The sequence below is a fragment of the Kytococcus schroeteri genome, from assembly GCF_042433515.1.
Lineage (GTDB): Bacteria > Actinomycetota > Actinomycetes > Actinomycetales > Dermatophilaceae > Kytococcus > Kytococcus schroeteri.
The window spans coordinates 13,607-40,512 of the sequence record NZ_JBHLVH010000014.1; the positions used below are offsets into that span (position 1 = coordinate 13,607).

The 26,906-nt window shown below is 72.9% G+C and carries 25 protein-coding genes; 15 read left to right on the plus strand and 10 right to left on the minus strand.

The genetic code is table 11. The features are described 5' to 3' along the window. The first annotated feature begins 35 nt into the window (after nucleotides 1-35). The 6 genes from ACFFHC_RS07110 (at nucleotide 36) to ACFFHC_RS07135 (ending at nucleotide 4,887) form a co-directional block, all read left to right on the plus strand. Nucleotides 36-1,076: a gluconeogenesis factor YvcK family protein gene (locus ACFFHC_RS07110; protein WP_070706207.1), complete on the plus strand. Its 1,041-nt coding sequence runs from the start codon at nucleotides 36-38 to the stop codon at nucleotides 1,074-1,076. A gap of 49 nt (nucleotides 1,077-1,125) precedes the next feature. Further along, nucleotides 1,126-2,166 carry a DNA-binding protein WhiA gene (gene whiA / locus ACFFHC_RS07115; protein ID WP_070706219.1) on the plus strand — a complete coding sequence of 347 codons (1,041 nt, stop codon included), beginning with the start codon at nucleotides 1,126-1,128 and terminating at the stop codon, nucleotides 2,164-2,166. A 70-nt stretch (nucleotides 2,167-2,236) separates the two neighbouring features. Beyond that, nucleotides 2,237-3,433: a phosphoglycerate kinase gene (locus ACFFHC_RS07120; protein ID WP_070706208.1), complete on the plus strand. Its 1,197-nt coding sequence runs from the start codon at nucleotides 2,237-2,239 to the stop codon at nucleotides 3,431-3,433. Then, the gene (gene tpiA / locus ACFFHC_RS07125; RefSeq protein ID WP_070706209.1) at nucleotides 3,430-4,221 is read left to right on the plus strand and encodes a triose-phosphate isomerase; all 792 of its coding nucleotides are present in this window, start codon (nucleotides 3,430-3,432) and stop codon (nucleotides 4,219-4,221) included. The genes ACFFHC_RS07120 and tpiA overlap by 4 nt, the downstream gene beginning before the upstream one ends. A 26-nt stretch (nucleotides 4,222-4,247) precedes the next feature. After that, the gene (secG, locus tag ACFFHC_RS07130) at nucleotides 4,248-4,481 is read left to right on the plus strand and encodes a preprotein translocase subunit SecG (protein ID WP_070706210.1); all 234 of its coding nucleotides are present in this window, start codon (nucleotides 4,248-4,250) and stop codon (nucleotides 4,479-4,481) included. A gap of 52 nt (nucleotides 4,482-4,533) precedes the next feature. Beyond that, nucleotides 4,534-4,887, plus strand: coding sequence for an RNA polymerase-binding protein RbpA (locus ACFFHC_RS07135; RefSeq protein WP_070706211.1), 354 nt, complete (start codon nucleotides 4,534-4,536; stop codon nucleotides 4,885-4,887). Between the two features lie 17 nt (nucleotides 4,888-4,904). On the opposite strand, the gene pgl is transcribed toward ACFFHC_RS07135, so the two are convergent. Genes pgl through tkt form a run of 6 tightly spaced genes read right to left on the minus strand, consistent with a single transcriptional unit; the run spans nucleotide 4,905 to nucleotide 13,299 of the window. Then, on the minus strand, nucleotides 4,905-5,681 hold the full coding sequence (gene pgl, locus ACFFHC_RS07140; RefSeq protein ID WP_379804159.1) for a 6-phosphogluconolactonase: 777 nt from the start codon (nucleotides 5,679-5,681) through the stop codon (nucleotides 4,905-4,907). After that, nucleotides 5,678-6,697: a glucose-6-phosphate dehydrogenase assembly protein OpcA gene (locus tag ACFFHC_RS07145; protein ID WP_070706213.1), complete on the minus strand. Its 1,020-nt coding sequence runs from the start codon at nucleotides 6,695-6,697 to the stop codon at nucleotides 5,678-5,680. The genes pgl and ACFFHC_RS07145 overlap by 4 nt, the downstream gene beginning before the upstream one ends. Beyond that, nucleotides 6,694-8,241 carry a glucose-6-phosphate dehydrogenase gene (gene zwf / locus ACFFHC_RS07150; protein WP_070706214.1) on the minus strand — a complete coding sequence of 516 codons (1,548 nt, stop codon included), beginning with the start codon at nucleotides 8,239-8,241 and terminating at the stop codon, nucleotides 6,694-6,696. The genes ACFFHC_RS07145 and zwf overlap by 4 nt, the downstream gene beginning before the upstream one ends. Then, nucleotides 8,238-9,962: a phosphoglucose isomerase-related protein gene (locus ACFFHC_RS07155; RefSeq protein WP_379804164.1), complete on the minus strand. Its 1,725-nt coding sequence runs from the start codon at nucleotides 9,960-9,962 to the stop codon at nucleotides 8,238-8,240. The genes zwf and ACFFHC_RS07155 overlap by 4 nt, the downstream gene beginning before the upstream one ends. A gap of 38 nt (nucleotides 9,963-10,000) precedes the next feature. Then, nucleotides 10,001-11,164 carry a transaldolase gene (gene tal, locus ACFFHC_RS07160; protein ID WP_141494282.1) on the minus strand — a complete coding sequence of 388 codons (1,164 nt, stop codon included), beginning with the start codon at nucleotides 11,162-11,164 and terminating at the stop codon, nucleotides 10,001-10,003. Nucleotides 11,165-11,166: 2 nt separating this feature from the next. After that, on the minus strand, nucleotides 11,167-13,299 hold the full coding sequence (gene tkt / locus ACFFHC_RS07165) for a transketolase (RefSeq protein WP_379804168.1): 2,133 nt from the start codon (nucleotides 13,297-13,299) through the stop codon (nucleotides 11,167-11,169). 266 nt (nucleotides 13,300-13,565) lie between these two features. Here tkt and ACFFHC_RS07170 point away from each other — a divergent pair, with 266 nt between their 5' ends. Then, complete coding sequence (locus ACFFHC_RS07170; RefSeq protein ID WP_070706217.1) at nucleotides 13,566-14,504, plus strand: heme o synthase; 939 nt, start codon at nucleotides 13,566-13,568, stop codon at nucleotides 14,502-14,504. A 588-nt stretch (nucleotides 14,505-15,092) separates the two neighbouring features. Here ACFFHC_RS07170 and ACFFHC_RS07175 read toward each other — a convergent pair. The 3 genes from ACFFHC_RS07175 to ACFFHC_RS07185 all read right to left on the minus strand — a co-directional run bounded on the left by ACFFHC_RS07175 (nucleotide 15,093) and on the right by ACFFHC_RS07185 (nucleotide 17,673). Further along, nucleotides 15,093-16,061, minus strand: a complete 969-nt coding sequence (locus tag ACFFHC_RS07175; protein ID WP_379804172.1) for a COX15/CtaA family protein — start codon at nucleotides 16,059-16,061, stop codon at nucleotides 15,093-15,095. Nucleotides 16,062-16,147: 86 nt separating this feature from the next. Further along, nucleotides 16,148-16,945: an ABC-2 transporter permease gene (locus tag ACFFHC_RS07180; protein WP_379804175.1), complete on the minus strand. Its 798-nt coding sequence runs from the start codon at nucleotides 16,943-16,945 to the stop codon at nucleotides 16,148-16,150. Continuing rightward, nucleotides 16,942-17,673: an ABC transporter ATP-binding protein gene (locus ACFFHC_RS07185; RefSeq protein ID WP_070705819.1), complete on the minus strand. Its 732-nt coding sequence runs from the start codon at nucleotides 17,671-17,673 to the stop codon at nucleotides 16,942-16,944. Before ACFFHC_RS07185 ends, ACFFHC_RS07180 begins: the two co-directional genes overlap by 4 nt. Before the next feature lie 96 nt (nucleotides 17,674-17,769). On the opposite strand from ACFFHC_RS07185, the gene ACFFHC_RS07190 reads away from it, so the two are divergent. From ACFFHC_RS07190 to ACFFHC_RS07225, 8 genes are all read left to right on the plus strand, one after another. Continuing rightward, nucleotides 17,770-18,486, plus strand: a complete 717-nt coding sequence (locus tag ACFFHC_RS07190; protein ID WP_070705818.1) for a helix-turn-helix transcriptional regulator — start codon at nucleotides 17,770-17,772, stop codon at nucleotides 18,484-18,486. Then, nucleotides 18,483-19,934: a Fe-S cluster assembly protein SufB gene (sufB, locus tag ACFFHC_RS07195; RefSeq protein WP_070705817.1), complete on the plus strand. Its 1,452-nt coding sequence runs from the start codon at nucleotides 18,483-18,485 to the stop codon at nucleotides 19,932-19,934. The genes ACFFHC_RS07190 and sufB overlap by 4 nt, the downstream gene beginning before the upstream one ends. After that, nucleotides 19,934-21,199 (plus strand): Fe-S cluster assembly protein SufD, encoded by a 1,266-nt coding sequence (gene sufD / locus ACFFHC_RS07200; protein ID WP_141494280.1) that lies wholly within the window; start codon nucleotides 19,934-19,936, stop codon nucleotides 21,197-21,199. The genes sufB and sufD overlap by 1 nt, the downstream gene beginning before the upstream one ends. Continuing rightward, nucleotides 21,199-21,564, plus strand: a complete 366-nt coding sequence (locus tag ACFFHC_RS07205; RefSeq protein WP_070705815.1) for a non-heme iron oxygenase ferredoxin subunit — start codon at nucleotides 21,199-21,201, stop codon at nucleotides 21,562-21,564. The genes sufD and ACFFHC_RS07205 overlap by 1 nt, the downstream gene beginning before the upstream one ends. A 68-nt stretch (nucleotides 21,565-21,632) precedes the next feature. Continuing rightward, nucleotides 21,633-22,394 carry a Fe-S cluster assembly ATPase SufC gene (gene sufC, locus ACFFHC_RS07210; protein ID WP_141494279.1) on the plus strand — a complete coding sequence of 254 codons (762 nt, stop codon included), beginning with the start codon at nucleotides 21,633-21,635 and terminating at the stop codon, nucleotides 22,392-22,394. Continuing rightward, on the plus strand, nucleotides 22,391-23,767 hold the full coding sequence (locus ACFFHC_RS07215; protein ID WP_379804539.1) for a cysteine desulfurase: 1,377 nt from the start codon (nucleotides 22,391-22,393) through the stop codon (nucleotides 23,765-23,767). Before sufC ends, ACFFHC_RS07215 begins: the two co-directional genes overlap by 4 nt. Further along, complete coding sequence (sufU, locus tag ACFFHC_RS07220; protein WP_141494277.1) at nucleotides 23,767-24,255, plus strand: Fe-S cluster assembly sulfur transfer protein SufU; 489 nt, start codon at nucleotides 23,767-23,769, stop codon at nucleotides 24,253-24,255. The genes ACFFHC_RS07215 and sufU overlap by 1 nt, the downstream gene beginning before the upstream one ends. Next, the gene (locus ACFFHC_RS07225; protein ID WP_070705811.1) at nucleotides 24,252-24,581 is read left to right on the plus strand and encodes a metal-sulfur cluster assembly factor; all 330 of its coding nucleotides are present in this window, start codon (nucleotides 24,252-24,254) and stop codon (nucleotides 24,579-24,581) included. The genes sufU and ACFFHC_RS07225 overlap by 4 nt, the downstream gene beginning before the upstream one ends. Before the next feature lie 777 nt (nucleotides 24,582-25,358). On the opposite strand, the gene ACFFHC_RS07230 is transcribed toward ACFFHC_RS07225, so the two are convergent. Further along, the gene (locus ACFFHC_RS07230) at nucleotides 25,359-26,786 is read right to left on the minus strand and encodes a dicarboxylate/amino acid:cation symporter (protein ID WP_379804184.1); all 1,428 of its coding nucleotides are present in this window, start codon (nucleotides 26,784-26,786) and stop codon (nucleotides 25,359-25,361) included. Nucleotides 26,787-26,906 lie beyond the last annotated feature (120 nt).

Below are 26,906 nucleotides of genomic sequence, written 5' to 3' on the forward strand. Positions count from 1 at the left end.
TTGTGCGGCGGCCCGCGGCAGGGGAAACTGAGCGAATGGCCGAACTCAGCTCCGGACGCCAGCCGGCCCTCACCGGGTCGTTGCAGCTGCCCCCACGCGTCGTCGCGATGGGGGGCGGCCACGGGCTCTACGCGTCCCTCACCGCCCTGCGCCACCTGACCCGTGACCTCACGGCAGTGGTCACGGTGGCCGACAACGGCGGCTCCAGCGGCCGGCTGCGCGACGACTACGACACCATCCCGCCCGGCGACCTGCGCATGGCGCTGGCGGCCCTGTGCGACGACACCGAGAAGGGCCAGGCCTGGCGCGAGCTGCTGCAGCACCGCTTCCCGCGCTCCCGCCGCCACGGGGACGGCGAGGTGGGGCCCGAGAAGCTCGTCGGCGAGCTCGAGGGCCACGCCATGGGCAACCTCATGATCCTCACCGCGTGGAGCCGCCTCGGCGGCCCGGTGGAGGGGCTCGCCGCCCTGGGCCGCCTCATCGGTGCCCGCGGCCGCGTGCTGCCGATGTGCTCCCGCCCGCTGGGCATCGAGGCCACCGTCCGTGGTGCCGACCCCGCCGACCCGCACCGTCGGGACGTGGTGGTGGGCCAGAAGGAGGTGGCCCGCAGCGCCGGCTACGTGGAGCAGGTGCGCCTCTTCCCGCAGGACGCCAGCGCCGAGCCGCAGGCTGTCCAGGAAGTGATGGCCGCCGACTGGGTCGTGCTGGGCCCGGGCTCCTGGTACACCTCGGTGATGCCGCACCTGCTGGTGCCGGACCTGCGCGACGCCATCGTGGCCACCCCGGCCCGGCGCGTGCTCACCATGAACATCGACAGCACCGGGGAGAACCAGGGCCGCTCGCCGGCCGAGCAGCTGGCCGCCGTGCTGGAGAACGCCCCGGGCTTCGTGCCCAATGTGGTGCTCGTGGACCACCACCAGGTGGCCGACCCCGAGGACCGGTCCGCCCTGGAGGCCCTCGTGCGGGAGTCCGACGGCGACCTCCACGTGGCCGACCTCGTGAGCCGCACCCGCCCCGGCGTGCACGACGTGATGCGCCTGGCCACCGCCTACCAGGACGTGCTGCACCTGGGCTGACCCACGGTGTGGGACGGGTCACGTCAGGCTGCGTGGGATCATGGCGGTCATGGCCATGACCTCATCCCTCAAGGACGAACTGTCGCGCGTCGCCGTGCCGACCGCCGAGGCTCGCAAGGCAGAGGTCTCCTCGCTGCTGCGCTTCGCCGGTGCCCTGCACCTGGTGGGTGGCCGCATCGTCATCGAGGCCGAGGTCGACACCGCCAGCGCCGCCCGGCGCACGCGCGCCACCATCAGCGAGCTCTACGGGCACGACAGCGAGCTGCTCGTGCTCACCGCCGGGGGGCTGCGCAAGACCAACCGCTACGTGGTCCGGGTGGTCGAGGGGGGCCAGTCGCTCGCCCGCCAGACCGGCCTGCTCGACACCCAGGGTCGGCCCGTGCGCGGCCTGCCGGCCCGGGTGGTTCGTGGCCCCATCAGCTCGGCCGAGGCCGCCTGGCGGGGCGCCTTCCTGGCGCGCGGCTCCCTCGTGGGCCCCGGGCGTTCCTCCAGCCTCGAGGTCACCTGCCCCGGCCCGGAGGCGGCCCTGGCCCTGGTGGGCGCCGCCCGCCGCCTGGACATCACGGCCAAGTCGCGCGAGGTGCGCGGCGTGGACCGGGTGGTGGTGCGCGACGGCGACGGCATCAGCGCGCTGCTGACGCGCATGGGGGCGCACGACGCGGTGCTGGCCTGGGAGGAGGGCCGCCTGCGCCGCGAGGTGCGCGGCACTGCCAACCGCCTGGCCAACTTCGACGACGCCAACCTGCGCCGCTCGGCCCGCGCCGCGGTGGCCGCCAGCGCCCGCGTGGCCCGGGCGATGGAGCTGCTCGGCGAGGAGGTGCCCGACCACCTGCGCGTGGCCGGCCAGCTGCGCATGCAGCACAAGCAGGCCTCGCTGGAGGAGCTCGGCCAGCTGGCGGACCCGCCACTCACCAAGGACGCGGTGGCGGGGCGCATCCGGCGCCTGCTGGCGATGGCCGACCGCCGCGCCGCCGAGCTGGGCGTGGACGACACCCGCGTGACGGTGAGCGAGGCAGAGGTGGACGCCCTGCTCACCGAGCACCCGCCCGCCGCCACCGCGGCCGGGCCCGAGGCGTCCCGCGAGACCTGACCCGCACGGGGTACCGTGCCCTGCGGCGGCACCGACCGCTGACCTCCGACGACCCCGGAAAGGCCTCATCGTGCGCACCATCGACGACCTGGGCGACCTGCGCGGCAAGCGCGTCCTCGTCCGCTCCGACCTCAACGTCCCGCTGGACGGCACCACCATCACCGACGACGGTCGCCTGGTGGCGTCGGCGCCCACGCTGAAGAAGCTCTCCGAGGCCGGCGCCAGGGTCGTCGTCGTGGCGCACCTGGGCCGCCCCAAGGGCGAGCCGGACCCGCAGTACTCCCTGCAGCCGGTCGTCGGCCGCCTCTCGGAGCTGGTCGGCCGTGAGGTCGCCTTCGCCACCGACACGGTCGGCGAGTCCGCGCAGGCCACCGTCGACGGCCTAGGCGAGGGCGACATCGCCCTGCTGGAGAACCTGCGCTTCAACGCCGGCGAGACGAGCAAGGACGTCGCCGAGCGTGGGGCCTTCGCCGGCCAGCTGGCCCAGTTCGCCGACGCCTACGTCTCCGACGGTTTTGGGGTGGTGCACCGTGCCCAGGCCTCCGTGCACGAGATCGCCCAGCAGCTCCCCTCCGCCGCCGGCGGCCTGGTGCAGGCCGAGGTGGAGGTGGCCCAGCGCCTCACCACCGACCCCGAGCGTCCCTACGCCGTCGTGCTCGGTGGCGCCAAGGTGAGCGACAAGCTCGGCGTCATCGACAACCTCATCAAGACCGCGGACCGCCTGCTCATCGGTGGCGGCATGGTGTTCACCTTCCTCAAGGCCCAGGGCCACGAGGTGGGCAGGAGCCTGCTCGAGGCCGACCAGGTGGAGACCTGCAAGGGCTACCTGGAGCAGGCCCGCGAGAAGGGCGTGGAGATCGTGCTGCCCACCGACGTGGTGGCCGCCACCGAGTTCTCCGCCGAGGCCGACCACGAGGTCGTGGCCGCCGACGCCATCCCGGCCGACCGCATGGGCCTGGACATCGGTCCGGAGTCCGCGCGCCTGTTCGCCGAGAAGCTCGCCGACTGTCGCACCGTGTTCTGGAACGGCCCCATGGGCGCCTTCGAGATGGAGCCCTACGCCGCCGGCACGAAGGCCGTCGCGCAGGCCCTGGCCGACATCACGAAGGACGGCGCGCTCACCGTCGTCGGCGGTGGCGACTCCGCCGCGGCCGTGCGCCAGCTGGGCTTCGCCGACGAGGACTTCGGCCACATCTCCACCGGTGGCGGCGCCTCGCTGGAGTACCTGGAGGGCAAGGAGCTCCCGGGCCTCACGGTGCTCGCATGACCGACCGCCTGCCGTTCATCGCCGGCAACTGGAAGATGAACACCGACCACCTGCAGGGCACCCACCTGGTGCAGAAGCTGGACTGGGTGCTCAAGGACGCGCGGCACGACCACGAGTCCGTGGAGGTGGCGCTCTTCCCGCCGTTCACCCACCTGCGCAGCGTGGACACCCTCATCCAGGCCGACCGCATGGACCTGCGCCTGGGCGCCCAGGACCTCTCCCAGCACGCCTCGGGCGCGCACACCGGTGACGTCTCGGGCTCGATGCTGGCCAAGCTCGGCTGCACCTACGTCATCGTGGGCCACTCCGAGCGCCGCGCCGACCACGGCGAGACCGACGAGATCGTGCGCGCCAAGGTCGGTGCCGCGCTCGAGGCCGGGCTGTCGCCGGTGGTGTGCGTGGGGGAGTCCTCCGAGGTCCGTGCGGCCGGGGAGCACCTGCCCTTCGTCACCGCGCAGGTGGCCGCCGCGCTGGACGGCCTGACCGCCGAGGAGCTGGCCACCACGGTCATCGCCTACGAGCCGGTGTGGGCCATCGGAACCGGGGAGGTCGCCTCCAGCGAGGACGCCCAGGAGGTCTGCGCCGCGGTGCGCGCGCAGGTGGCCTCCACCCACGGCGACGCGCTGGCCGCCTCGATGCGGGTGCTCTACGGCGGGTCGGTGAAGGCCGCCACCATCGCCGAGCTCATGGAGCAGCCGGACGTGGACGGCGCCCTGGTGGGCGGCGCCTCCCTCGACGCCGAGGAGTTCGCCGCCATCGTGCGCTACCGGTCCCACCACGGGCGCTGACGGCACCGGTTGTTACCCTTCGCCCCATGGACATCATCCGCTGGATCCTCGATGCGGTGCTCGTGCTGACGAGCCTCTTCCTGGTGCTGCTCATCCTCATGCACAAGGGCAAGGGCGGCGGTCTGTCCGACATGTTCGGCGGAGGGGTCTCGGCCACCGGTGGGTCGTCCACGGTGGCCGAGCGCAACCTCAACCGCATCACCATCGGCATGGCGCTCACGTGGTTCGCCGCCATCGTGGCGCTGGGCGTCATCAAGTAAGGCAGGTCGCCCGGCGGCCCTGACCGCCCGGGCCGGACGACAGGAGCTGGGCATGGTCACCGGAGGACAGGCGATCCGCGGCACGCGCGTCGGGTCGGGGCCGATGGGGGAGATGGAGCGCGGCGAGGACGCCGCCTCCACCGAGGTGCTCTACCACTGCTGCAACGGGCACACCACGACCGTGCCCTTCTCCGCCGAGGCGGCCGAGGAGCTCCCCGAGGAGTGGGACTGCGTGCGCTGCGGCGTGCCGGCTGGTCGCGACCCGGAGAACCCGCCTCCCCCGCCCAGCATCCAGCCGTACAAGACGCATCTGGCCTACGTGCAGGAGCGTCGTGACGAGAAGGCCGGGGCGGCCCTGCTCGACGAGGCGCTGGCCCGCCTGCGGGAGCAGCGCGGCACCGCCTGAGGGGCGCGCCCCGGCGCTCAGCCCTCCAGTCGGGAGGCCGCCGCGCGGTCCAGGAACCAGCGCGTGCCGTGCCGCCCCACGGCCCACGCGGCCGGCACCTCCAGCGGTGCCCCGTCGCCCGGCAGGGGGACCTCCGGCCCGGCGAAGGCCTCGGACGCACTCGCCAGGGCCGCGGCCTTGCCCTCGCCGGTGGCCACGAGCCACACCTCGTCGGCGGCGCGGAGCACCGGCATCGTGAACGACACACGCAGCGGCGGGGGCTTGGGGGAGTCCTCCACGGCGGTGGTCCACCGGTCGGTGTGGCCGGAGTCCGGGTGGCCGGGGAACAGGGAGGCCACGTGGGCGTCCGGGCCCACACCCAGCACCAGCAGGTCGAACACCGGCAACCCGTCGGCCTGGGGCACCTCCTCCATGGCCACGGCGTACTCCTGGGCGGCGTCCTCGGCCCCCAGGCGGTCGGGCTCGGCGTCCGGGGCGACCGCGCCCACCACGTGCAGGCGGTCGTCGGCCACCGGGGCGTCACCCAGGGCGCGGCGCACCTGCAGGGCATTGCGCTCGGCATCGCCGGCGGGCAGGAAGCGCTCGTCGCTGAACCACCAGTCCACGCCGGAGAAGTCGGCCTCGCCGGTGGTCCAGCGGCGGCCCACCTCCTGGGCCACGGCCACGCCCATGGAGCCACCGGTGAGGCCCACGTGCGCGGCGGGGCGCTCGGCCAGCAGCGCCACGAGGGCATCCACGAGCGCGGACGCGGTCTGCTCGGGGGTCTGCGAGACGGTCAGCTGCGGAGTGGTCATGCGTCCTCCTTCTGCGGGGCGAGGGCCGCGGCCTCTGCGGCCAGGGCCGATGCGGTGTCCAGGGCCTTCCGCGCGCGGTAGGCCTCGCTGGCGGTGGTGCTGTCCACGTGCACCCGGCCCACGGCGCGCAGCACGCGCTCGTACACAGAGTCCACGTCCAGGCGGTGCAGCTCGGCGGCCAGGCTCTGCGCCATCGTGCTGTGGGGCAGGGTCACCCGGCGGGGCAGCTTGCCGGGCGCCAGCAGCACGGCGGTGTCGCCGTCCACGCGCACCAGGTCGATGGGGCCGGACTCCCGCTGCAGCCGTACCGACATCACGCCCTCACCGGGGCGGGAGCGGGCGCGCGTCACCGGGCAGTCCAGGCTCATGCCGAGCCACAGGCCCAGCAGGTCCACCCGGGGGCTGTCCGAGCCGCCGGTGACCGTCACCGAGGTCACCTGCTCGAAGGGCGGCTCGTCCAGCGCGGCGGCCAGCAACGCCCGCCACCGGGTGATGCGCGTCCACGCGATGTCGGTGTCGCCCGGGGCGTAGCTGGCGGCCATGCGGGCCAGCGTGGGGCCGGGGTCCCCGGCCTCGGCCATGGTGGTGATGCGCCGGCTGGCCACCTGGGCCACGGGGGAGTCGTGGAAGGAGGCCGGCGGGGCACCGGGCCACCAGGCCACCACGGGGGAGTCCGGCAGCAGCAGCGGCAGCAGCACCGCGTGCTCGTGCTCCACCAGCTCGCCGTGCAGGTGCAGCACCACGATCTCGCTGGCGCCGGCGTCGCCGCCCAGGCGCACCTGGGCGTCCAGCCGCGCGGCGCCCTCGGGGGAGCTCTTCACCAGCACGATGATGCGGCTCGGGTGCTGGCGGGTGGCGGCGGTGGCGATCTCCAGCACCTCGTCGATCCGGTCGGAGTGCGTCACGACGGCCAGGCTGAGCACGCGGCCCAGCGCCATCGCGCCCTGGTCGGTGCGGATCCGCACCAGCTCACGGGCCAGGGTGCGGGCCGAGACGTCGGGGTAGTCGAGGATCACGGGAGCCTCCAGGCGCGTCCGTCGGCGGCCATCATCGCGTCGCTGGACCGGGGACCCCAGGTGCCGGCCGGGTACTGGTCGGGGGCCGGGGCCTCGGGGGAGTCCCAGTGGGCGGTCACGGGGTCGAGGATGCGCCAGGACAGCTCGACCTCCTCGTGGCGGGGGAAGAGCGGCGGCTCGCCGAGCAGCACGTCCAGGATGAGCCGCTCGTAGGCCTCGGGGGAGGACTCGGTGAACGCGTTGCCGTAGCCGAAGTCCATGGTCACGTCGCGCACCTCCATCTGCGGCCCGGGCACCTTGGAGCCGAAGCGCATGGTGACACCCTCGTCCGGCTGCACGCGCACGACGATGGCGTTCTGCCCCAGCTCCTCGGTGGCGGTGTCCGTGAACGGCAGGTGCGGGGCCCGCTTGAACACCACGGCGATCTCGCTGACCCGCTTGCCCAGGCGCTTGCCGGCCCGCAGGTAGAACGGCACGCCGGCCCAGCGACGGGTGTCCACGGCCAGCTTGAGCGCGGCGTAGGTCTCGGTCACCGAGCCGCGCGCCACGCCCTCCTCCTGCAGGTAGCCGCCCACCTTCTCGTTGCCCTGCCAGCCCGCGGAGTACTGGCCGCGCACAGCGGACTCCTCCACCGGCCCGGCCAGGGAGGTGGAGGCCAGCACCTTCTCCTTCTCGGTGCGCAGGTCCTTGGCCTCGAAGCTCACCGGCTCCTCCATGGCCGTGAGGGCCATGAGCTGCAGCAGGTGGTTCTGGATGACGTCGCGGGCGGCGCCGACGCCGTCGTAGTAGCCGGCGCGTCCGGCGATGCCGATGTCCTCGGCCATCGTGATCTGCACGTGGTCCACGTAGTGGGAGTTCCAGATCGGCTCGAACATCTGGTTGGCGAAGCGCAGCGCCAGGATGTTCTGCACCGTCTCCTTGCCCAGGTAGTGGTCGATGCGGAAGATCGCGTCGGCGGGGAAGACCTCCTCCACGATCGCGTTGAGCTCGCGGGCCGACTGCTCGTCGTGGCCGAAGGGCTTCTCGATGACGACGCGGCGCCAGGAGCCCTCGTGCGGGGTGGAGAGCCCGGCGGCCTGCAGCTGCTGGCACACCTCGGCGAAGAAGCGGGGCGGGATGGAGAGGTAGAAAGCCCGGTTGCCCCCGGTGCCGCGCAGGGCGTCGAGCTCCTCGAGAACGGTGGCCAGCTCGGCGTAGGCGTCGGGGTCGTCGAAGGTCCCGGCCACGAAGCGGGTGCCCTGGGCCAGGGTGTTCCACACGTCCTCGTCGAAGGGGGTGCGGGAGTGCTCCTTGACCGCGGCCTTCACCTCGGCGGCGAAGTCCTGCCCGTCCCAGTCGCGGCGGGCGAAGCCCACCAGGGAGAAGCCCGAGGGGAGCAGGCCGCGGTTGGCGAGGTCGTAGATCGCCGGCAGCAGCTTCTTGCGGGCCAGGTCGCCGGTGACGCCGAAGAGCACCAACGCGCTCGGCCCGGCGATGCGGGGCAGGCGCTTGTCGTCGTCGACCCGCAGCGGGTTGTGGTCGGCGGCCACGCGCGCAGGGCTCATGCCTCGTTCCCCCGGCGCCCGTCCTGCCCGCAGCCTGCGGTGAGGGCCTGCAGCACGGCGGTGTACCCGGCATCGGACAGGGCGTGCAGGCGCAGCACGGGCCGGCCGTGCTCGGCGAGCACCTGTGCGTCGCCGGCCGCCTGGGCGGCGATGAGCTCACCGAAGGTGAAGTCCCGGCCGGGGACCTCCAGGTCGGCGCCCTCGGGGACGGCCCGGGTGACCTGCAGGTACACCCCGTCGGCGGGGCCGCCCTTGTGGAACTGGCCGGTGGAGTGCAGGAAGCGCGGGCCGAACCCGACGGTCACCGGACGCCCCGTGGCCGCGGTGAGGGCGGCCTGCACCGCGGCCGCCTCGTCCCCGTGCTGCCAGCGGTCCACGTAGGCCATCACCGCGAGGTAGCCCGAGGGCCCCACCTGTGCCAGCAGGGCGTCGACCGCCTGCTGCACCGAGGCGGCGTCCCCGAGGAAACCGCCCTCGGCGCGGACCTCCACCTCCGAGGCGACGAGAGCGGGCTCGGAGGAGCCGCCGGCCCCACCGGACATCTGCTGGCAGGCGGCCTTCTTGGCACTCTCCACGTCCGGCTGGTCGAAGGGGTTGATGCCCAGGAGGTACCCGGCCACGGCCGTGGCGGTCTCCCAGAGTAGGAACTGCCCGCCGAGCGAGCCGCCCACGTTCACCACGGCGGCGGGGTTCTCGGCGTCCACCGGCTGCAGGTCGTCGCCGGCGAACCAGTCGTCGCGCTCGTCCACCTCTTCGCCGATGACGCGCGCCGCGGTCACGTCCGGCAGATCGGCCAGGCGGTGGGAGAGGGGCTCGCCACCCTGCGTGGAGAGAAGGTCCACCACCGGCAGCACGCCGGTGCCCTGCTTGCCGGTGGACTCGGCGACGAGCTGCTCGGCCCAGTCACCCAGCCCACGGATGGACGTGCCGGCGTCGCTCACCACGAGCACGTCCCGGCGTGTGCCCTCGAGGCCGGCGAGCACCGCCCCCAGGCGCAGCGCGGGGTTGCCTGCCTCGTCCTCGGCCAGCACGTCGGCCACGGCCTCGGCCTCGTCGAGCAGGGCCTCCACGTCCACGCCGGCCAGCCCGCTGGGCACCAGCCCGAAGGCAGTGAGCGCGCTGTAGCGACCACCCACCTCGGGGTCGGCGTTCACCACGGCCCATCCCGCGGCCCGTGCCTCCTCGTCGAGGGGGGAACCGGGGTCGGTCACGACCACCACGTGGTCGGCGGGGTCGAGCCCGGCGGCCTCGAGGGCGGCCACGAAGGCCCGGCGCTGCGAGTCGGTCTCGGCGGTGGAGCCGCTCTTGGAGCTCACCACCACCACGGTGCGGGCGAGATCCTCCGGCGTGCCCAGGGCCGTGCGCACCATCTGCGGGTCGGAGGAGTCGCACACCACGAGCTCCCGGCCCGCGGTGGTGGTGACCACCTCCGGCGCCAGCGAGGAGCCGCCCATGCCGCACAGCACCACCCGGTCGTGCCCGCGGTGGCGGTCGGCGAGGGTCTCCACCTCGCCCACCAGCGACCGGCTGGTGCGGTGCAGGTCCACCCACCCGAGCCGCTTCCGGGCCTCCTCGTGCGCGGCCTCGCCCCACACGGTGGCGTCCTTCGCGGCGATGCGGCTGGCCACCTTCTCGGTCACCAGGCGCTCCACGTGCGCGGCGATGGCGTCCGCGGCCGGTCCGGTGGCGTCGACGATGATCTCGCTGGAGCGTTCCAACACGGGTGGTTCCCCTTCTCGGGCGGGTGGCTGCAGGTGGGTCAGGACGTCGCGGCGTCGAGCTGTTGCTGCACCGAGCCGAGCAACTCGTCCCAGGCGTCGGCGAACTTCTGCACGCCCTCGCGCTCCAGCTGGTCCACCACCTCCTGGTAGCGGATGCCCAGGGCCTCGAGGCGGTCCAGCACCGCGGAGGACTCCGCGTAGGTGGACTGCACCGTGTCACCGGTGACCTCCGCGTGGTCAGCGGTGGCCTCCAGGGTGGCGGCCGGCATCGTGTTGACGGTGTTGGGGGCCACCAGGCCGGTGACGTACAGCGTGTCCGGCAGGGACTCGTCCTTCACCGAGGTGGAGGCCCACAGCGGGCGCTGCACGGTCGCGCCGTCGTCGGCGAGGGTCTGCCAGCGCGGGGTGGAGAACACCTCGTCGAAGGCCTGGTAGGCCAGGCGGGCGTTGGCCAGGGCGGCCCTCCCCCTGAGATCGGCCGCGGCCGGGTCGCCCAGGGCGGCCAGGCGCTTGTCCACCTCGGCGTCCACGCGGGAGACGAAGAAGCTCGCCACCGAGTGGATGGTGGACAGGTCGCGGCCGGCCTCGCGGGCCTGCTCCAGGCCGGTGAGGTAGGCGTTCATCACACCGCGGTAGCGGTCGAGGGAGAAGATGAGCGTCACGTTGACGCTGATGCCCTCGGCGATCACCTGGGTGATGGCCGGCAGGCCCTCCACCGTGGCCGGGATCTTGATGAGCAGGTTCGGCCGGTCGATGGTCTGCCACAGGCGGCGGGCCATCTCCACGGTGCCCTGGGTGTCGGCGGCCAGGCGCGGGTCAACCTCGATGGAGACGCGGCCGTCCTGCCCGCCGGTCCGTTCGTACAGGGGGAGGAGCACGTCGCAGGCGTCGGCCACGTCGGTGGTGGTGAGGCGGTACACGGCCTCGTCCACGTCCACGCCCTCGGCGGCGATCTCGCGCACCTGCTCGTCGTAGTCGGCGGCCTCGGCCAGCGCCTTGGCGAAGATGGACGGGTTGGTGGTCACGCCGACGACGGCGCGGGTGTCCACGTACTCCTGCAGCCGGCCCTCGCGGACCATAGGGCGGGAGAGGTCGTCCAGCCAGATGGAGACGCCCTGCGCGGAGAGGTCCCGCACCGGCTGCGGGGCGCCGGGGAACTCCAGGCGGGTGACGGCGCTGGCCTCGGGGGTGGTGTGCGACATGCTCACTGGCCTTCCACGATCGACAGGGACTTCCGGGCCGCGGCCACGGTGGCCGCGGCGGTGATGCCGAACTCCTCGAACAGCACCTCGGCGGGGGCGGAGGCCCCGAAGTGCTCCAGGGAGACGGCCTGACCGGCGTCGCCCAGCAGGTCCCACCAGGACATCGCCAGGCCGGCCTCCACGCTCACGCGTGCGCGCACCGACGGCGGGAGCACCTCGTCGCGGTAGGCCTGGTCCTGGGCGTCGAACCACTCGCGGCACGGCATCGAGACGACGCGGGTGCCGATGCCCTCGGCCTGCAGCGTCCTGCGGGCCTCCAGCGCGAGCTGCACCTCCGACCCGGTGGCCATGAGGAGCACCCGGAGCTCGCCCTCGGCGTCGGCCAGCACGTAGCCGCCCTTGGCCACGCCCTCGGCCGAGGCGTACTGCTCGCGGTCCAGGTGCGGCACCGCCTGCCGGGTCAGGATCAGCGCGGCCGGGTGGTCCACGTGGCCCAGCACCGTGCGCCAGGCCACGGCGGTCTCGTTGGCGTCGGCGGGGCGCACCACGTCCAGGCCGGGGATGGCACGCAGCGAGGCCAGGTGCTCCACCGGCTGGTGCGTGGGGCCGTCCTCGCCCAGGCCGATGGAGTCGTGCGTCCACACGTAGGTCACCGGTGCCTGCTGGATGGCGGCCAGGCGCACCGCGGGGCGCATGTAGTCGCTGAAGGTCAGGAAGGTGCCGCCGTAGGGGCGGGTGAGGCCCTCCAGCGCGATGCCAGTGAGCGCCATGCCCATGGCGTTCTCCCGGATGCCGAAGTGCAGGGTGCGGCCGTAGCGGTGGCCGCTGAACATCGTGGTGGCCTTGGACTCCGGCACGAAGCTCGGCACGCCGTCCATGGTGGTGTTGTTGGAGCCGGCGAGGTCGGCGGAGCCACCCCACAGCTCCGGCATCACCTCGGCCAGGGCGTTGAGCACCTGGCCGGAGGCGGCACGCGTGGCCAGCGGCTTGTCGTCGGCGGTCCAGGTCGGGAAGGCCTCGGCGAACCCCTCGGGCAGCTGCTGGGCGACCAGGCGGTCCAGCAGGGCCGCGTTCTCGGGGTTGGCCTCGCGCCAGGCGGCCAGCCGGGTGTCCCACTCGGCGTGGGCGGCGGCGCCGCGGTCGGCCACCTGGCGGACGTGCGCCAGAACCTCGTCGTCCATGGGGAAGGCGACCTCGGGGTCGAAGCCGAGCAGCTCCTTGGTGCCGGCGATCTCCTCGGCGCCCAGGGCCGCACCGTGCGCCGAGCCGGTGTCGCGCTTGGTGGGCGCCGGCCAGCCGATGACAGTGCGCAGCTTGATGAGGGTGGGGCGCCCGTCGGCCTTCTTCGACTCCTCGAGCGCACGCCACAGGGCGTCCACGTCCTCGGTGTACGGGTCGGTGGCGCGCCAGTCGACGGTCACGGTGTTCCAGCCGTAGGCCTCGTAGCGCTTCGCCACGTCCTCGGAGAACGAGATGTCGGTGTCGTCCTCGATGGAGATCTCGTTGTCGTCGTAGATGACCGTGAGGTTGTCGAGCTCCTGGTGCCCGGCCAACGAGGAGGCCTCGGCGGTGACGCCCTCCATGATGTCGCCGTCGGAGGCGATGACCCACACGTGGTGGTCGAAGGGGGACTCCCCGGGGGCGGCATCGGGGTCGAGCAGCCCGCGCTGGCGGCGCTGCGCCATCGCCATGCCCACTGCGGTGGCCAGGCCGGAGCCGAGCGGGCCGGTGGTGGCCTCCACGCCGGTGGTGTGGTGCACCTCCGGGTGGCCGGGGGTCTGCGAGCCCCAGGTGCGCAGGGCCTTGAGGTCGTCCATCTCCAGGCCGTAGCCGGAGTAGTAGAGCTGCACGTACTGCGTCAGGCAGGAGTGCCCCGCCGAGAGCACGAAGCGGTCACGGCCCAGCCAGTGCGCGTCGTTCGGGTCGTGGCGCATGACCTTCTGGAACAGCAGGTAGGCCGCGGGCGCCAGCGACATCGCCGTGCCCGGGTGGCCGCTGCCGCACTTCTCCACGGCGTCGGCGGCCAGGAGGCGGGCGGTGTCCACGGCGCGCAGGTCGGTGTCGGTCCACCCCACCTGCTGCGCCACGGGGTCGGCGAGCTGGCTGTCGCGGGTGGGCTTGCTGGACTCGGTCACGCTGCACTCCTTGGGATGGGGGAAACGCACGGACGGGCGGGTCTCCACCCTATGCGTCCCGGGGTGGAGGGGGCACCCCGCGGGGTCCGCCCACGGAAGGGCGGCCGTCGCCGGGAGGGCGCGGCGGGAGGTCAACGACGCTGCGTCGCAGATCGTCGGGGGCGACGGATACGATGGGCCACCGCACTCACGGGCCGGGACGGCTCGGTGTGCGTGCACCCAGCACCGACGCTCGAGAGGACACCGTGACTTCAGGGGCAGATCAGGTGGCGGCGACCCCCGCCAGCCCGTCGGACTCCGGCGCGTGGTCCACCGTCCGGGCGTACGTCTCCCTCTGCAAGCCCCGCATCATCGAGCTGCTGCTCATCACCACCTTCCCGGTGATGTTCCTGGCCGAGCGGGGCGTGCCGAGCTGGTGGCTGGTGGTGGCCACGCTCATCGGCGGCACCCTGTCGGCCTCGAGCGCGAACGTCCTGAACTGCTACCTGGACCGCGACATCGACGCCAAGATGCACCGCACCAGCAACCGGCCGCTGGTCACCGGGCAGATCAGCCCCCGGGCGGCCCTTGTGTTCGGCGCCGTGCTCGGCATCGCGTCCGTGCTGTGGCTGGGGCTGCTGGTCAACTGGCTCTCGGCCGCGCTGTCCTTCGCCGCCATCGTGCTGTACGCGTGGTTCTACACGATCGTGCTCAAGCGCCGGACCAGCCAGAACATTGTCTGGGGCGGGGTGGCCGGCTGCATCCCGGTGCTCATCGGCTGGTCGGCCGTCACCAACTCGCTGGCCTGGGCGCCCTTCGTGCTCTTCCTGTTCGTCTTCTTCTGGACCCCGCCGCACTACTGGCCGCTGTCCATGAAGTTCCGCGACGACTACGCCAACGCCGGCGTGCCCATGCTGCCCGTCATCGAGGACAACGTGGCGGTCGGCAAGAAGATCGTGCTCTACGCCTGGGCCACCGTGCTCACCTCGCTGGTGCTCATCCCCGTGGCGCCGATGGGGTGGCTCTACACCGTGGTGGCGGTGCTCTCCGGCGGCCTGTTCCTCATGGAGTCGCACACCCTGCTGCGTGGGGCGCGCGCCGGTCTGAGCGAGGCCGAGATCAAGCCGATGCGGCTCTTCCACTACTCCATCAGCTACGTGAGCGTGCTGTTCATGGCCGTGGCCGTGGACCCGCTCCTCTACTGGGCGCTGCCCGGCCTGGGCTGAGCTGGCTCCGGGGCCGCGTGACGGCCCAGGCGCCGATGGGCCATGACGTCCACTGGCCACGGCTGACTCGGGCGAGCCTCGGCGGCCGGCCCGCACGGGAGGTGTCACTGGGCACGCGAAAGGTGCTGGTCGCCCGCGATGGTGCGCGTGGGGCCAGCACCTTTCCCGTGCGGCGTGGGCTTTCCGCGTGCCCGGGGGCCGGGACCCCCTGTCGCTCGTAGAGGCCCCCGCGACGAGGGGCGTCACGACGGCTCCGCCCGGCTCCTGACAGGGTCAACTGCTCCTGACCCACGCAACAGCTGCCTGACCGTCCCCCCGAGGGTGGGTCGACCAAGCACGTCGGCAGGTCAGGAGGATGGGAGGGCGCCTGACAGGCCCAGCACGGACCCGGTCAGCCCCAGGCTCGGCGCCCCGAACAGGGGCCAGAGGGCGCCCGGCGGCCCACCGCACGGCCAGTGTCACCAAGCACCGGAAAGGTGCTGGTCGCACGCGATGGTCCGCGTGCCGCCAGCACCTTTCCCGTGCGGCATGGGCTTTCCCGTGCGCGGAGGCCCGGACCCCCCCTCGGCTGGGAGAGGCTCGGCCCGCTCAGCGGCGGACGGCCAGCACGCCCCAGGTGAGCGCCCAGACCAGCAGGCAGGCGCCGAGCATGTGCAGCGCCACCAGGGGCGCCGGCACGGCCAGCGCGTACTGCACGTAGCCCAGCAGGCCCTGGGCCAGGGTCACCGCGAGCACCGCCCACCACACGCGCTTGGCGTGGATGGTCGCCTGCGGCAGCAGGTGCAGGCCCAGCAGCATGGCAGCGACCAGGCCGCAGAAGAGCATCACCGAGTCCGCGTGGAGCCAGCTCATGGTCTTCACGTCGAGCAGGTAGCGCGCAGGGGCGTCGGCGTCACCGGAGTGCGGGCCCGAGCCGGTCACCACGGTGCCGAGGGTGAGCACCACGGCCGCGGTGACGGCGGCCAGCCCGGCCACCAGGTGCAGGGGGCGGGGGAGCGGCGGGTGCTGCACCTCGTCGGCCGAGCGGTCGAACCACAGCACGGCGGCCGAGGCGGTGACCAGCAGCATCGAGACGAGGAAGTGCGCGCTCACAGTGACCGGGTTGAGGTGGGTGCGCACCGTGATGCCCCCGAGCACGATCTGCGCCACGATGCCGCCCACGACGGCCAGCGCCCATGGCAGCTGCTTGCGGCGACGCTCCCCGCCCCGGGCCACCACGGCCAGCACGAGCAGCATCGCCACGATGCCCACCACACCGGTGAGCGTACGGTTGCCGAACTCGATGTACGGGTGGATGCCGTCGGCCTCCTCGATCACCGGGGTGAACGAGCCGGGGTCGCAGTGCGGCCAGGTGGGGCAGCCCAGCCCGGACCCGGTGAGCCGCACCAGGCCGCCGGTGAGCACGATGCCGATCTCCACGGCCAGGTTGAGCCACAGCAGCGGACGCACCCACCGTCCGATGCGGCGCCAGCCGGTGAGGGCCGGGGTGCCGGTGTCCAGGGAGTCCTCGGCCGACGGAGGAGTGGTGCGGGGGGCTGCGGGTGCGGGGGTGTTCACGGGGGCAAATCCTACGATGCGTCGTGGATCGCGCCGCGGCAGGCGTCGCGTGGTGCCGGCGACTGCGCCCGGCACCGGGGCCCGCCTCAGTCCGACCAGCGGAACACGCGCGTGGCCAGCAGCCCACCCAGCACGGTCCAGGCCAGCAGCACGAGGACGGCCACCCCGTCCAGGTGCCCGTCACCCAGCGCCGCGCGCAGCCCGTCACCGAGGGCACCCGACGGGGTGAGCCGCACGAGCGTCTCCCACGGGGCACCGAAGCGGTGCGAGGGGAGCAGGCTGCCCAGCGCGAGGAAGACCACCCACAGCAGGTTGGCCACGGCCAGCACGGCCTCGGCCCGCAGGCGCCCGCCCACGAGCACCGCCAGCACCACGAAGGCCGCGGCGCCGAGCACCCCCACCAGCAGCGCCGCGGGCACGCCGGACCAGGTGGGCTGCCAGCCGAGCGCCAGGCCCATTCCACCGAGCACCGCCACCTGCAGCGCGATGACGCCGAGCACGGCCACGATGCGTCCCCACACCAGCCCGCTGGCCCCCAGCGGTGTGGTGCCGAAGAGGCGCAGCACCCCGTACCGGCGGTCGAAGGCCAGCGCGATGGCCTGCCCGGTGAAGGCCGTGGACATGATCGCCAGCGCCAGCACGCCGGGCACGGCCAGGTCGATGCGGCGCCCCTCGCCGAGGGAGGGGGAGCTCGTGAGGTGCAGCGTCACCAGGGCCAGCAGCGGCAGCACGATCGAGACGAGCAGCTGCTCGCCGTTGCGCAGCAGCACGCCCGCCTCGTAGCGGGCCTGCGCCAGCACGCGTCGGGCGGCCGGGACCGCGCGCGCGGAGGCCGCCTCACCGCCGGTCGCGCCGGCAGGGGTCGTCGCGTCGTGGGCGCTCATGCGGCCTCCGTCTCCGTGCGTCCGGTGAGCGCGAAGAAGCGCTCCTCCAGCGTGCTGCCGTCCGCGACCTCGGCCACGGGTCCCTGCGCCACGCACCGCCCGGCGTCGATGACGACGACGCGGTCGGCCAGGCGCTCGGCCTCCTCGAAGGAGTGCGTGGTCACCACCACGGCCACCCCCTCCTGGGCGATGCGGCGCACCACGTCCCAGACGTCGAGCCGGCTGTGCGGGTCGAGGCCGGCGGTCGGCTCGTCGAGGAAGGTCACCTGCGGGCGGCCCACGAGCGCCGCGGCGAGGGCAACGCGCTGGCGCTGCCCGCCGGAGAGGCGGCGGATGATCCGCCTGTCGTAGCCGTGGATGCCGAGTCGGCGCCACAGGTCCTGCCACGGACGCGGGTCGGGGTAGAGGCGCGAGAGGTGGGCCAGCAGCACCGAGGGCCGCACACCCGTGGGCAGCCCACCGTCCTGCAGGGCCACCGAGACCCGACCGCGGTGCTCCGGGGTGGCACCCCACGGGTCGGTGCCGAGCACCCGCACGACGCCGGAGTCCGCCCGGAGCAGCCCGGTGGCGGTCTGCACCATGGTGGACTTGCCCGCACCGTTGCGTCCGAGCACGCAGGTCACCGCGCCCGCGGGGGCGGTGAAGGACAGGCCGTCCAGCGCCCGCACGCCCTCCCGGGTGAGGGCGACGTCGTCGAACAGCACGGCGGCGGGGGAGGTGGTCGGCACGGGGAGAACCCTACGTCGCGGCCGCGCTGGAGCACCGGGTGAGGTTCACCTCTCTTGGAGGGGAACAAAGATTTAGCGCACACTGTTGTTGTGTTTATGAGCGAGCCGGCGACGAGCACCCGTGAGCGGGTCCGTGCTGCCGTCTCCCAGGATGGCCCCATCACCGCCCGCGAGCTCTCCGACCAGCTCGACCTCACCGCCGCCGCGGTGCGCCGCCACCTCGACGCACTGGCCGCCGAGGGCGTCATCGCCGAGCACGAGCACGAGCTGGCCGCCGCGGGCACGCGTGGCCGCGGACGCCCCGCCCGCGCCTGGGTGCTCTCCGACGCGGGTCACACAACCCTGCCCACCGCCTACGACGAGATGGCCGTGGAGCTGCTGGAGTTCCTGCAGGCCACCGGCGGCACCGAGGCGGTGGCCGAGTACGCTCGCCGCCGCGCCGAGCAGCTCGTCTCGCGCTACGCCGATGCCGTGCGCGAGGCGGGGGAGGACCCGGTCGACCGCGCCCATGCCCTCTCGGCCGAGCTCGCCGGGGACGGCTACGCCCCCTCGGTGCGGCAGGTGCCGCAGGTCCACGGCGTCCAGCTCTGCCAGGGCCACTGCCCCGTGCAGCAGGCCGCCGAGGCCTTCCCCGCCCTGTGCGAGGCCGAGGCCGAGGCGTTCTCCGAGCTGCTGGGCGTGCACGTCCAGCGCCTGCAGACGCTGCCGGTCGGCGGCCACGTCTGCACCACCTTCGTCCCGGCCTCCGCGGTCACCGTGCGGCCGGGTCCCGACACGTCCACCACCCACCACCACGAGGAGAGGTCACGATGACCACGACGGCCGATGGCACCCCCAGCGGCGCCTCCCACATCGAGGAGCTGAACCCCGGTCTCAAGGACCTGGGCCGCTACGAGTACGGATGGCGCGACAGCGACGCCGCCGGTGAGGCCGCCCAGCGCGGCCTGTCCGAGGCCGTGGTGGAGGACATCACCACGCGCAAGGGTGAGCCGGAGTGGATGCGCACCATGCGTCTCAAGGCCCTGCGCCTGTTCGACCGCAAGCCGATGCCGCACTGGGGCTCGGACCTCTCGGACATCGACTTCCAGAACATCAAGTACTTCGTGAAGTCCACCGAGAAGCAGGCCACCACCTGGGACGAGCTGCCCGAGGACATCAAGAAGACCTACGACAAGCTCGGCATCCCGGAGGCGGAGAAGCAGCGCCTCATCGCCGGTGTGGCCGCCCAGTACGAGTCCGAGGTGGTGTACCACCAGATCCGCGAGGACCTGGAGGAGAAGGGCGTCATCTTCGTCGACACCGACACCGCCCTGCGCGAGCACGAGGACCTGTTCCGCGAGCACTTCGCCAGCGTCATCCCCGCCGGTGACAACAAGTTCTCCGCGCTGAACACCGCCGTGTGGTCCGGTGGCTCCTTCATCTACGTGCCGCCGGGCGTGCACGTGGACATCCCGCTGCAGGCCTACTTCCGCATCAACACCGAGAACATGGGCCAGTTCGAGCGGACGCTGATCATCGCCGACGAGGGCTCCTCGGTGCACTACGTGGAGGGCTGCACGGCGCCGATCTACCAGTCCGACTCGCTGCACAGCGCGGTGGTGGAGATCATCGTCAAGAAGAACGCCAAGGTGCGCTACACGACCATCCAGAACTGGTCGAACAACGTGTACAACCTGGTCACCAAGCGCGCCACCTGCGCCGAGGGCGCCACCATGGAGTGGATCGACGGCAACATCGGCTCCAAGGTGACGATGAAGTACCCGGCCGTCTTCCTCATGGGCGAGCACGCCAACGGCGAGACCCTGTCCGTGGCCTTCGCCGGCGAGGGCCAGCACCAGGACGCCGGCGCCAAGATGGTGCACAACGCCCCGCACACCACCAGCTCCATCGTGAGCAAGTCGGTGGCCCGCGGTGGTGGCCGCACCTCCTACCGCGGCCTGGTGCAGGTGGCCGAGGGCGCGTACGGCTCGAAGTCGTCCGTGGTCTGCGACGCCCTGCTGGTGGACCAGATCTCCCGGTCCGACACCTACCCCTACGTCGACATCCGCGAGGACGACGTGCAGATGGGCCACGAGGCCACCGTCTCCAAGGTGTCCGAGGACCAGATGTTCTACCTGATGTCCCGCGGTGTCTCCGAGACCGAGGCCATGGCCATGATCGTGCGCGGCTTCGTGGAGCCGATCGCCCGTGAGCTGCCGATGGAGTACGCCCTCGAGCTGAACCGCCTGATCGAGCTGCAGATGGAAGGAGCCGTCGGCTGATGTCGCTGCTCAGCGAGACGAAGAACGACCAGGCCGCCGGCGGACTCACCCCGGCCGCCACGCACACCGACCCGGCCGCCCAGCTGGGCACCCCGGCCGCCGACGAGTCGCGCGCCAAGCGCCGCCGCTCGCACGAGCCGGCGGACTTCCCGGTGCCCACCGGGCGCGAGGAGGAGTGGCGCTTCACGCCGCTGGACCGCCTGGGCTCCCTGCTGCAGGAGAAGGCCACCGACACCAACGGCACCCCGGCCACCACCTGGGAGGTCAGCGACGAGACCCACGTGGCCTCCCCGCTGGCCCCGGGCCAGGCGCCCCGCGGCACCGTGCTGGTGCCCGAGGACCGCGCCGCGGTCGTGGCCTCCGCCGGCAGCGAGCAGGCGCTGCACGTGGCCGTCCCGGCCGACACCGAGCTCACCGAGCCGATCGTGGTCCGCGTGACCGGCCAGGGCGCCGGCCACCGCTCGAACGGGCACGTCGTCATCGACGCCGGGCGCCACAGCAAGGCCATGGTGATCCTCCACCACACCGGTGCGGCCGAGCACGGCGAGAACGTCGAGGTCGTGGCCGGCGACGGCTCGCAGCTCACCGTGGTGAGCCTGCAGGAGTGGGACGACGAGGCCGTGCACACCGGCCAGCACGAGGCCCGCATCGGTCGCGACGCCACCTTCCGCCACATCGTGGTGACCCTGGGCGGCGACCTGGTGCGCCTCAACACCAACGTGTCCTACGAGGGCCCCGGCGGCTCGGCCAACCTGTACGGCGTGTACTTCGCCGACTCCGGCCAGCACCAGGAGCACCGCGTGTTCGTGGACCACAACGCCCCGAGGTGCCACTCCGACGTGCTCTACAAGGGCGCCCTGCAGGGCGAGACCGCGCGCACCGTGTGGGTGGGTGACGTGCTCATCCGCGCCGAGGCCGAGGGCACCGACACCTACGAGATGAACCGCAACCTGGTGCTCACCGACGGGGCGCGCGCCGACTCGGTGCCCAACCTGGAGATCGAGACCGGCGAGATCGAGGGGGCCGGCCACGCCAGCGCCACCGGCCGCTTCGACGACGAGCAGCTCTTCTACCTCATGGCGCGGGGCATCCCCGAGGCCGAGGCCCGCCGCCTGGTGGTGCGCGGCTTCTTCGCCGACATCGTGGGCCGCATCGGTGTGCCCGAGGTGACCGAGCGCATCATGCGCGCCATCGAGGTGGAGCTCGGGTTCGCCCCCACCGAGGCCGACGAGCTGCTCGACGACGACGCGGAGGCGACCGCCTGATGGCCGCCCGCGACGAGGGTCCGCACACCGGCGCGCTGCCGGTCGGCCAGGTCGAGGAGTACCTGGTGGGCACCCTGGACGAGCTGCCCGAGGTCGGCGGCGCCGTGGTGGAGCTCGGCGGACGCCGGGTGGCCGTGGTGCGCGACTCGAAGGGCGTCGTCCACGCCATCGACGACACGTGCAGCCACGCCAACGTCTCCCTCGCCGAGGGAGAGGTGCACGGCGACACCATCGAGTGCTGGCTGCACGGCTCGGAGTTCGACCTCAACGACGGGCACCCGCTGAGCCTGCCGGCCACCCAGCCGGTGGCCGTGCACACCGTGCGCATCGACGGCAGCTCGATCTACGTGGCGATCGCCTCCTGAAGGCCGCCGCACCCCCGACACCGGAACCACTGGTTCCCCCTGGCACCACCTGCGACGAAAGAGGACACATGAGCACCCTGGAGATCAAGGACCTGCACGTCTCGGTCAGCACGGACGACGGCGAGGACAAGGAGATCCTCAAGGGCGTCACCCTGACCATCAACTCCGGCGAGACCCACGCCATCATGGGCCCGAACGGCTCCGGCAAGTCCACGCTGGCCTACTCCATCGCCGGTCACCCCAAGTACACGGTGACCTCCGGCTCCATCACCCTGGACGGCGAGGACGTGCTGGCGATGAGCGTGGACGAGCGCGCCCGCGCCGGTCTCTTCCTGGCGATGCAGTACCCCGTCGAGGTGCCCGGCGTGACGGTGAGCAACTTCCTGCGCACCGCCAAGACCGCCGTGGACGGCGAGGCCCCGAAGCTGCGCACCTGGGTCAAGGACGTCAAGAACACCATGGCCGACCTGCGCATGAAGCCCGAGTTCGCCGAGCGCGACGTCAACGCCGGCTTCTCCGGTGGTGAGAAGAAGCGCCACGAGATCCTGCAGCTCGAGCTGCTGCAGCCCAAGGTGGCCGTGCTCGACGAGACCGACTCCGGCCTCGACGTGGACGCGCTGCGCATCGTCTCCGAGGGCGTGAACCGCGCCAAGGAGGCCAACGACATGGGCGTGCTGCTCATCACGCACTACACGCGCATCCTCAACTACATCAAGCCCGACTTCGTGCACGTCTTCGTGGACGGCCGCGTGGCCGAGGAGGGCGGCCCGGAGCTGGCCGAGCGCCTCGAGGCCGAGGGCTACGACCGCTTCACCCAGGCGGCGGTCTGAGCGTGAGCGCGTTCACCGACGCCGAGCTGGAGGAGCTGCGCGCGCAGTTCCCGGTGCTCCAGCGGACCGTCCGTGACGGGCGGCCGCTGGTGTACCTGGACTCCGGGGCCACGAGCCAGCAGCCGCTGGCCGTGCTGGAGGCCGAGCGGGAGTACCTCACCCAGCACCGTTCCGCAGTGCACCGGGGTGCCCACCAGCTGGCCGAGGAGGCCACGGACGCCTTCGAGGGGGCGCGCGAGCGGATCGCGCGCTTCATCGGGGCGCCGCGCACCGAGGAGGTGGTGTTCACCAAGAACGCCACCGAGGCGCTCAACCTCGTGGCCTACGCGTTCTCCAACGCCGGCGCCGCCGGCGCCATGGACGGGGCCGACCCCGCGGTGGCCGAGCGCTTCCGCCTCGGCCCGGGCGACAGCATCGTGGTGACCGAGGCCGAGCACCACGCCAATCTCGTGCCCTGGCAGGAGCTGGCCCGCCGCACCGGCGCCACGCTGCGCTGGCTGCCGCTGCTGGCCGACGGCCGGGTCGACCTCTCCGGCCTCGGCGAGGTCGTGGACGACACCACCAAGGTGCTGGCCTTCAGCCACGTCTCCAACGTGACCGGGGCCGTGGCCGACGTGCCGGCGCTGGTGGCCCGTGCCCGCGAGGTGGGTGCGCTCACCGTGGTGGACGGCGCGCAGTCCGTGCCGCACCTGCCGGTGGACGTCGCTGCCCTGGGCGTGGACTTCCTCGCCTTCACCGGCCACAAGGTGCTGGGCCCGTCCGGCATCGGTGTGCTCTGGGGCCGCCACGAGCTGCTGGCCGCGATGCCGCCGTTCATCACCGGTGGCTCCATGATCGAGCTGGTGCGCATGGAGGGCTCCACCTACGCCCCTCCACCGGCCCGCTTCGAGGCCGGGGTGCCCATGACCAGCCAGGCCGTGGGCCTGGGCGCGGCCGTGGAGTTCCTCGACGAGATCGGCATGGAGCGGGTGGCCGCCCACGACCGTGAGCTGGTGCAGTACGCGCTCGACGGCCTGGTGCAGCGCCCGTGGGTCACCGTCATCGGGCCCACCTCCACCGGCGTCGGCCCCGTGGCCGAGCGGGTGGGGGCGGTGTCCTTCACCGTCGAGGGCGTGCACCCGCACGACGTGGGGCAGGTGCTGGACGACTCCGGCGTCGCCGTGCGCACCGGGCACCACTGCGCTTGGCCGCTGCACCGCGCGCTGCGCGTGCCCGCCACCACGCGGGCCAGCTTCGCGGTGTACTCCACGCGGGCCGACGTGGACGCCTTCCTCGAGGCGCTGGACCGCGTGCCGGGCGTCTTCGGCATCGACGTGGGGACCCCCACCGGCGGCACCCCCGCGGGCCGCACCGACCAGGAGGCAGGAGCCTGATGGACCTGTACCAGGAGATCATCCTCGACCACTCCAAGAACCCGCAGAACGCCGGGCTGAGGGAGCCGTACGAGGCCGAGGTGCACCACGTGAACACCTCCTGCGGCGACGAGGTCACCGTGCGGGTGCACGTGGACACCTCCGTGGAGCCGCCCCGCATCGTGGACGTCTCCTACGACGCGATGGGGTGCAGCATCTCCACCGCGTCCACCTCGGTGATGACCGAGGAGACCATCGGCCACGACGCCGACGAGGTGGCCGGCAGCCTGGCGGAGATGAAGAAGATGCTCACCTCGCGCGGCCAGTACGAGGGCGACGAGGAGCTCATCGGCGACGGCGTGGCCTTCGCCGGCGTCTCGCAGTACCCGGCGCGCGTGAAGTGCGCGCTGCTGGGCTGGACCGCCCTCACCGACGCCCTGGCCCGCGCCGGGGTGGACGTGACCGGCGAGCACGACACCGACGCACCGACGAACGGAGCACAGGCATGACCGAGCAGCAGACCGCAGCAGCAGCCAGCACCGAGGACGTCACCGAGGCGCTGCGCGACGTGGTGGACCCCGAGCTGGGCATCAACGTCGTGGACCTCGGCCTCGTCTACGGGGTCACCGTGGAGGAGACGCACGCCGTCATCGACATGACGCTGACCTCCCCGGCGTGCCCGCTGACCGACGTCATCGAGGACCAGGTGGCCGGCGTGCTGGAGGGCCTCGTGTCCACGCACGTCATCAACTGGGTCTGGATGCCGCCGTGGGGCCCGGACAAGATCACCGACGACGGCCGCGAGCAGCTGCGCGCCCTGGGCTTCAACATCTGAGGCGGACTGCCGGGCGGACGCGAGGCCGCGCTGCCTGGCCGTCCAGGTGGGCACGCGCCACCCTCGCCGCAGGACCCCCGCGTGAGGTCAGCATCCCCGTGCTCTGACACGGGCGTCCTGATCCCGCGCGGGGGTCCTGCGCGTTCGTGGCGGCGCGCACGCGAAACCTCGCCGCGCACGCGACGCGTGCTCTCCGCACGCGCACCATCCCGTGCGGCGAGCGCCTTTGCCGTGCGGCCACCACCCATCCAGTGCGGCCAACACCTTTCCCGTGCCGCGCCGCCCTTCCCGTGCGCCGAGTGCCGGGCGCGGTGTTGACAGATCCCGAACTGCTGCCCGACGCCCGGCTTGCTTCTCCACGGAGGGCCCTCCCGGCAGGAGCGCCGCCCGGGAGGGGCGCGGGCGAAAGGGGCGCGGGCGAAAGGGGTGTCCTATCGCGCGATAGGTCGACCGATACGCAGGCGGGTGACTGCGATTCGGTCGACCTATCAGGTGATAGGACACCCCTCCCGCGAGCACCCTGTTCCCCATACGCCGTTGCTGGCCCTGCCGGGCGCGCCGTGGATGCCCTAACGGGCGCGCGTGGCTGGCCGGCCCGACCCACGTACACCGTCGGGGGTGGGCCACGCCCGGAATCGGCCTCGCCGGCTCGGGCTCTGAAGACGCCGACGCCCACGGCCCCTGGTGGGGACGCGGGCGTCAGGACGTGCGCAGCAGCGCAGGGGAGCGGGCCTCAGACGGGCACGAGCTCGTCGGCGCGGCGGGCGGAGTCGTGCCTCAGGCGGGCACGAGCTCGTCCGCGCGACGGGCGCCGCCGTCCGAGAGGACCTCGGCCGGCGCGGCCTCGGCACCGGCCTCGTCGTGCTCGGGCACGTAGGCCTCACCGGTGCGCTCGGCGTCGTAGAGGTCGCGGTCCAGCAGCCCCTCGCGCAGGGCCACGATGGCGGCCACCACGGTCTGGCCGGCCACGTTGGTGGCGGTGCGGCCCATGTCGATGATCGGGTCGATGGCCAGCAGCAGGCCCACGCCCTCCAGCGGCAGGCCCAGGGTGGAGAGGGTCAGCGTGAGCATCACCGTGGCGCCGGTGAGGCCCGCGGTGGCCGCGGAGCCCAGCACGGAGACCACGACGATGAGCAGGTAGTCCGTCAGCCCGAGCTCCACCCCGAAGAACTGGGCCACGAAGATCGCCGCGACCGCCGGGTAGACCGAGGCGCAGCCGTCCATCTTGGTGGTGGCGCCGAACGGGATGGCGAACGAGGCGTAGCTGGGGGAGACACCCAGGTTGCGCTCGGTGACGCGCTGGGTGAGCGGCATCGTGCCCAGCGAGGAGCGGGAGACGAAGCCGAGCTGGATGGCCGGCCACGCCCCGGAGAACCACTGGCGCACCGAGAGCCCGTGGGCCTTGAGCAGCAGCGGGTACAGGCCGAAGGTCACGAGCGCCAGGCCCACGTAGAGGGTGGCCACGAAGATGCCCAGGCTGCCCATGGTCTCCCAGCCGTAGGTGGCCACGGCCTTGCCGATGAGGCCGGCGGTGCCGATGGGCGCGAGCAGGATGACCCACCAGAGGATCTTCTGCACGATGGCCAGGGCCGAGCGGGCGAAGCCGAGAAAGGGCTCGGCCTCCTCGCCCACCTTCACCGCGGCGATGCCGACGGCCAGCGCGATGACCACGATCTGCAGGGCGTTGAAGCCCATGGTGATCTCGCCGGCCTCGCCCGCCTTGGCGGAGATGCCCAGGAAGTTGGTGGGCACGATACCGGTGAGGAAGTCCAGCCACGAGCCGCTGCTGTCAGGGGCGGCCGCGGCGTCACGCGAGACGGTGGTGTGGGCGCCGGGGCGGGTGATCAGCGAGAGCACGATGCCGATGGTCACCGAGGCCAGCGCGGTGATGCCGAACCACAGCAGGGTCTGACCGGCCAGGCGGGCGGCGTTGCCCACGGCGCGCAGGTTGGCCACCGAGGCGACGACGGCCAGGAAGATCAGCGGCGGCACGAGGGTCTTGAGCAGGGTCACGAAGGTGGACCCCACGATGGTGAGGGTCTCGGTGAGCCAGTTGGGGTTCTCGGCGGTGCCGCCCATGCTCTTGGCGAGGGCGCCGAGCACCAGGCCGGCGAGCAGGCCGAGCAGGATCTGCTGGCCGAAGGAGGGGCGCCAGCCGCGGCGGGCGGGCGCTGCCGCGGTGGCGGCGGGGGAGGAGGTGGACACGAGGGATCCTTTCGAGGGCGCGCACACGGCATCGGCCCGGACCCCGACGGACGGGGACGGGCGATGGGGGAGTGCACAGGGGGAGCCGGGCGGACCGGCGGGGTCGACGGAGCTCAGCGG

Excerpts from the sequence above, each read along its gene's own strand:
- ACFFHC_RS07110 (WP_070706207.1), top strand. The coding sequence starts at position 36 with ATGGCCGAACTCAGCTCCGGACGCCAGCCGGCCCTCACCGGGTCGTTG.
- whiA (WP_070706219.1), top strand. The coding sequence starts at position 1,126 with ATGGCCATGACCTCATCCCTCAAGGACGAACTGTCGCGCGTCGCCGTG.
- tpiA (WP_070706209.1), top strand. The coding sequence starts at position 3,430 with ATGACCGACCGCCTGCCGTTCATCGCCGGCAACTGGAAGATGAACACC.
- secG (WP_070706210.1), top strand. The coding sequence starts at position 4,248 with ATGGACATCATCCGCTGGATCCTCGATGCGGTGCTCGTGCTGACGAGC.
- ACFFHC_RS07135 (WP_070706211.1), top strand. The coding sequence starts at position 4,534 with ATGGTCACCGGAGGACAGGCGATCCGCGGCACGCGCGTCGGGTCGGGG.
- pgl (WP_379804159.1), bottom strand. The coding sequence starts at position 5,681 with ATGACCACTCCGCAGCTGACCGTCTCGCAGACCCCCGAGCAGACCGCG.
- zwf (WP_070706214.1), bottom strand. The coding sequence starts at position 8,241 with ATGAGCCCTGCGCGCGTGGCCGCCGACCACAACCCGCTGCGGGTCGAC.
- tal (WP_141494282.1), bottom strand. The coding sequence starts at position 11,164 with ATGTCGCACACCACCCCCGAGGCCAGCGCCGTCACCCGCCTGGAGTTC.
- ACFFHC_RS07180 (WP_379804175.1), bottom strand. The coding sequence starts at position 16,945 with ATGAGCGCCCACGACGCGACGACCCCTGCCGGCGCGACCGGCGGTGAG.
- ACFFHC_RS07190 (WP_070705818.1), top strand. The coding sequence starts at position 17,770 with ATGAGCGAGCCGGCGACGAGCACCCGTGAGCGGGTCCGTGCTGCCGTC.
- sufB (WP_070705817.1), top strand. The coding sequence starts at position 18,483 with ATGACCACGACGGCCGATGGCACCCCCAGCGGCGCCTCCCACATCGAG.
- sufD (WP_141494280.1), top strand. The coding sequence starts at position 19,934 with ATGTCGCTGCTCAGCGAGACGAAGAACGACCAGGCCGCCGGCGGACTC.
- ACFFHC_RS07205 (WP_070705815.1), top strand. The coding sequence starts at position 21,199 with ATGGCCGCCCGCGACGAGGGTCCGCACACCGGCGCGCTGCCGGTCGGC.
- sufC (WP_141494279.1), top strand. The coding sequence starts at position 21,633 with ATGAGCACCCTGGAGATCAAGGACCTGCACGTCTCGGTCAGCACGGAC.
- sufU (WP_141494277.1), top strand. The coding sequence starts at position 23,767 with ATGGACCTGTACCAGGAGATCATCCTCGACCACTCCAAGAACCCGCAG.
- ACFFHC_RS07225 (WP_070705811.1), top strand. The coding sequence starts at position 24,252 with ATGACCGAGCAGCAGACCGCAGCAGCAGCCAGCACCGAGGACGTCACC.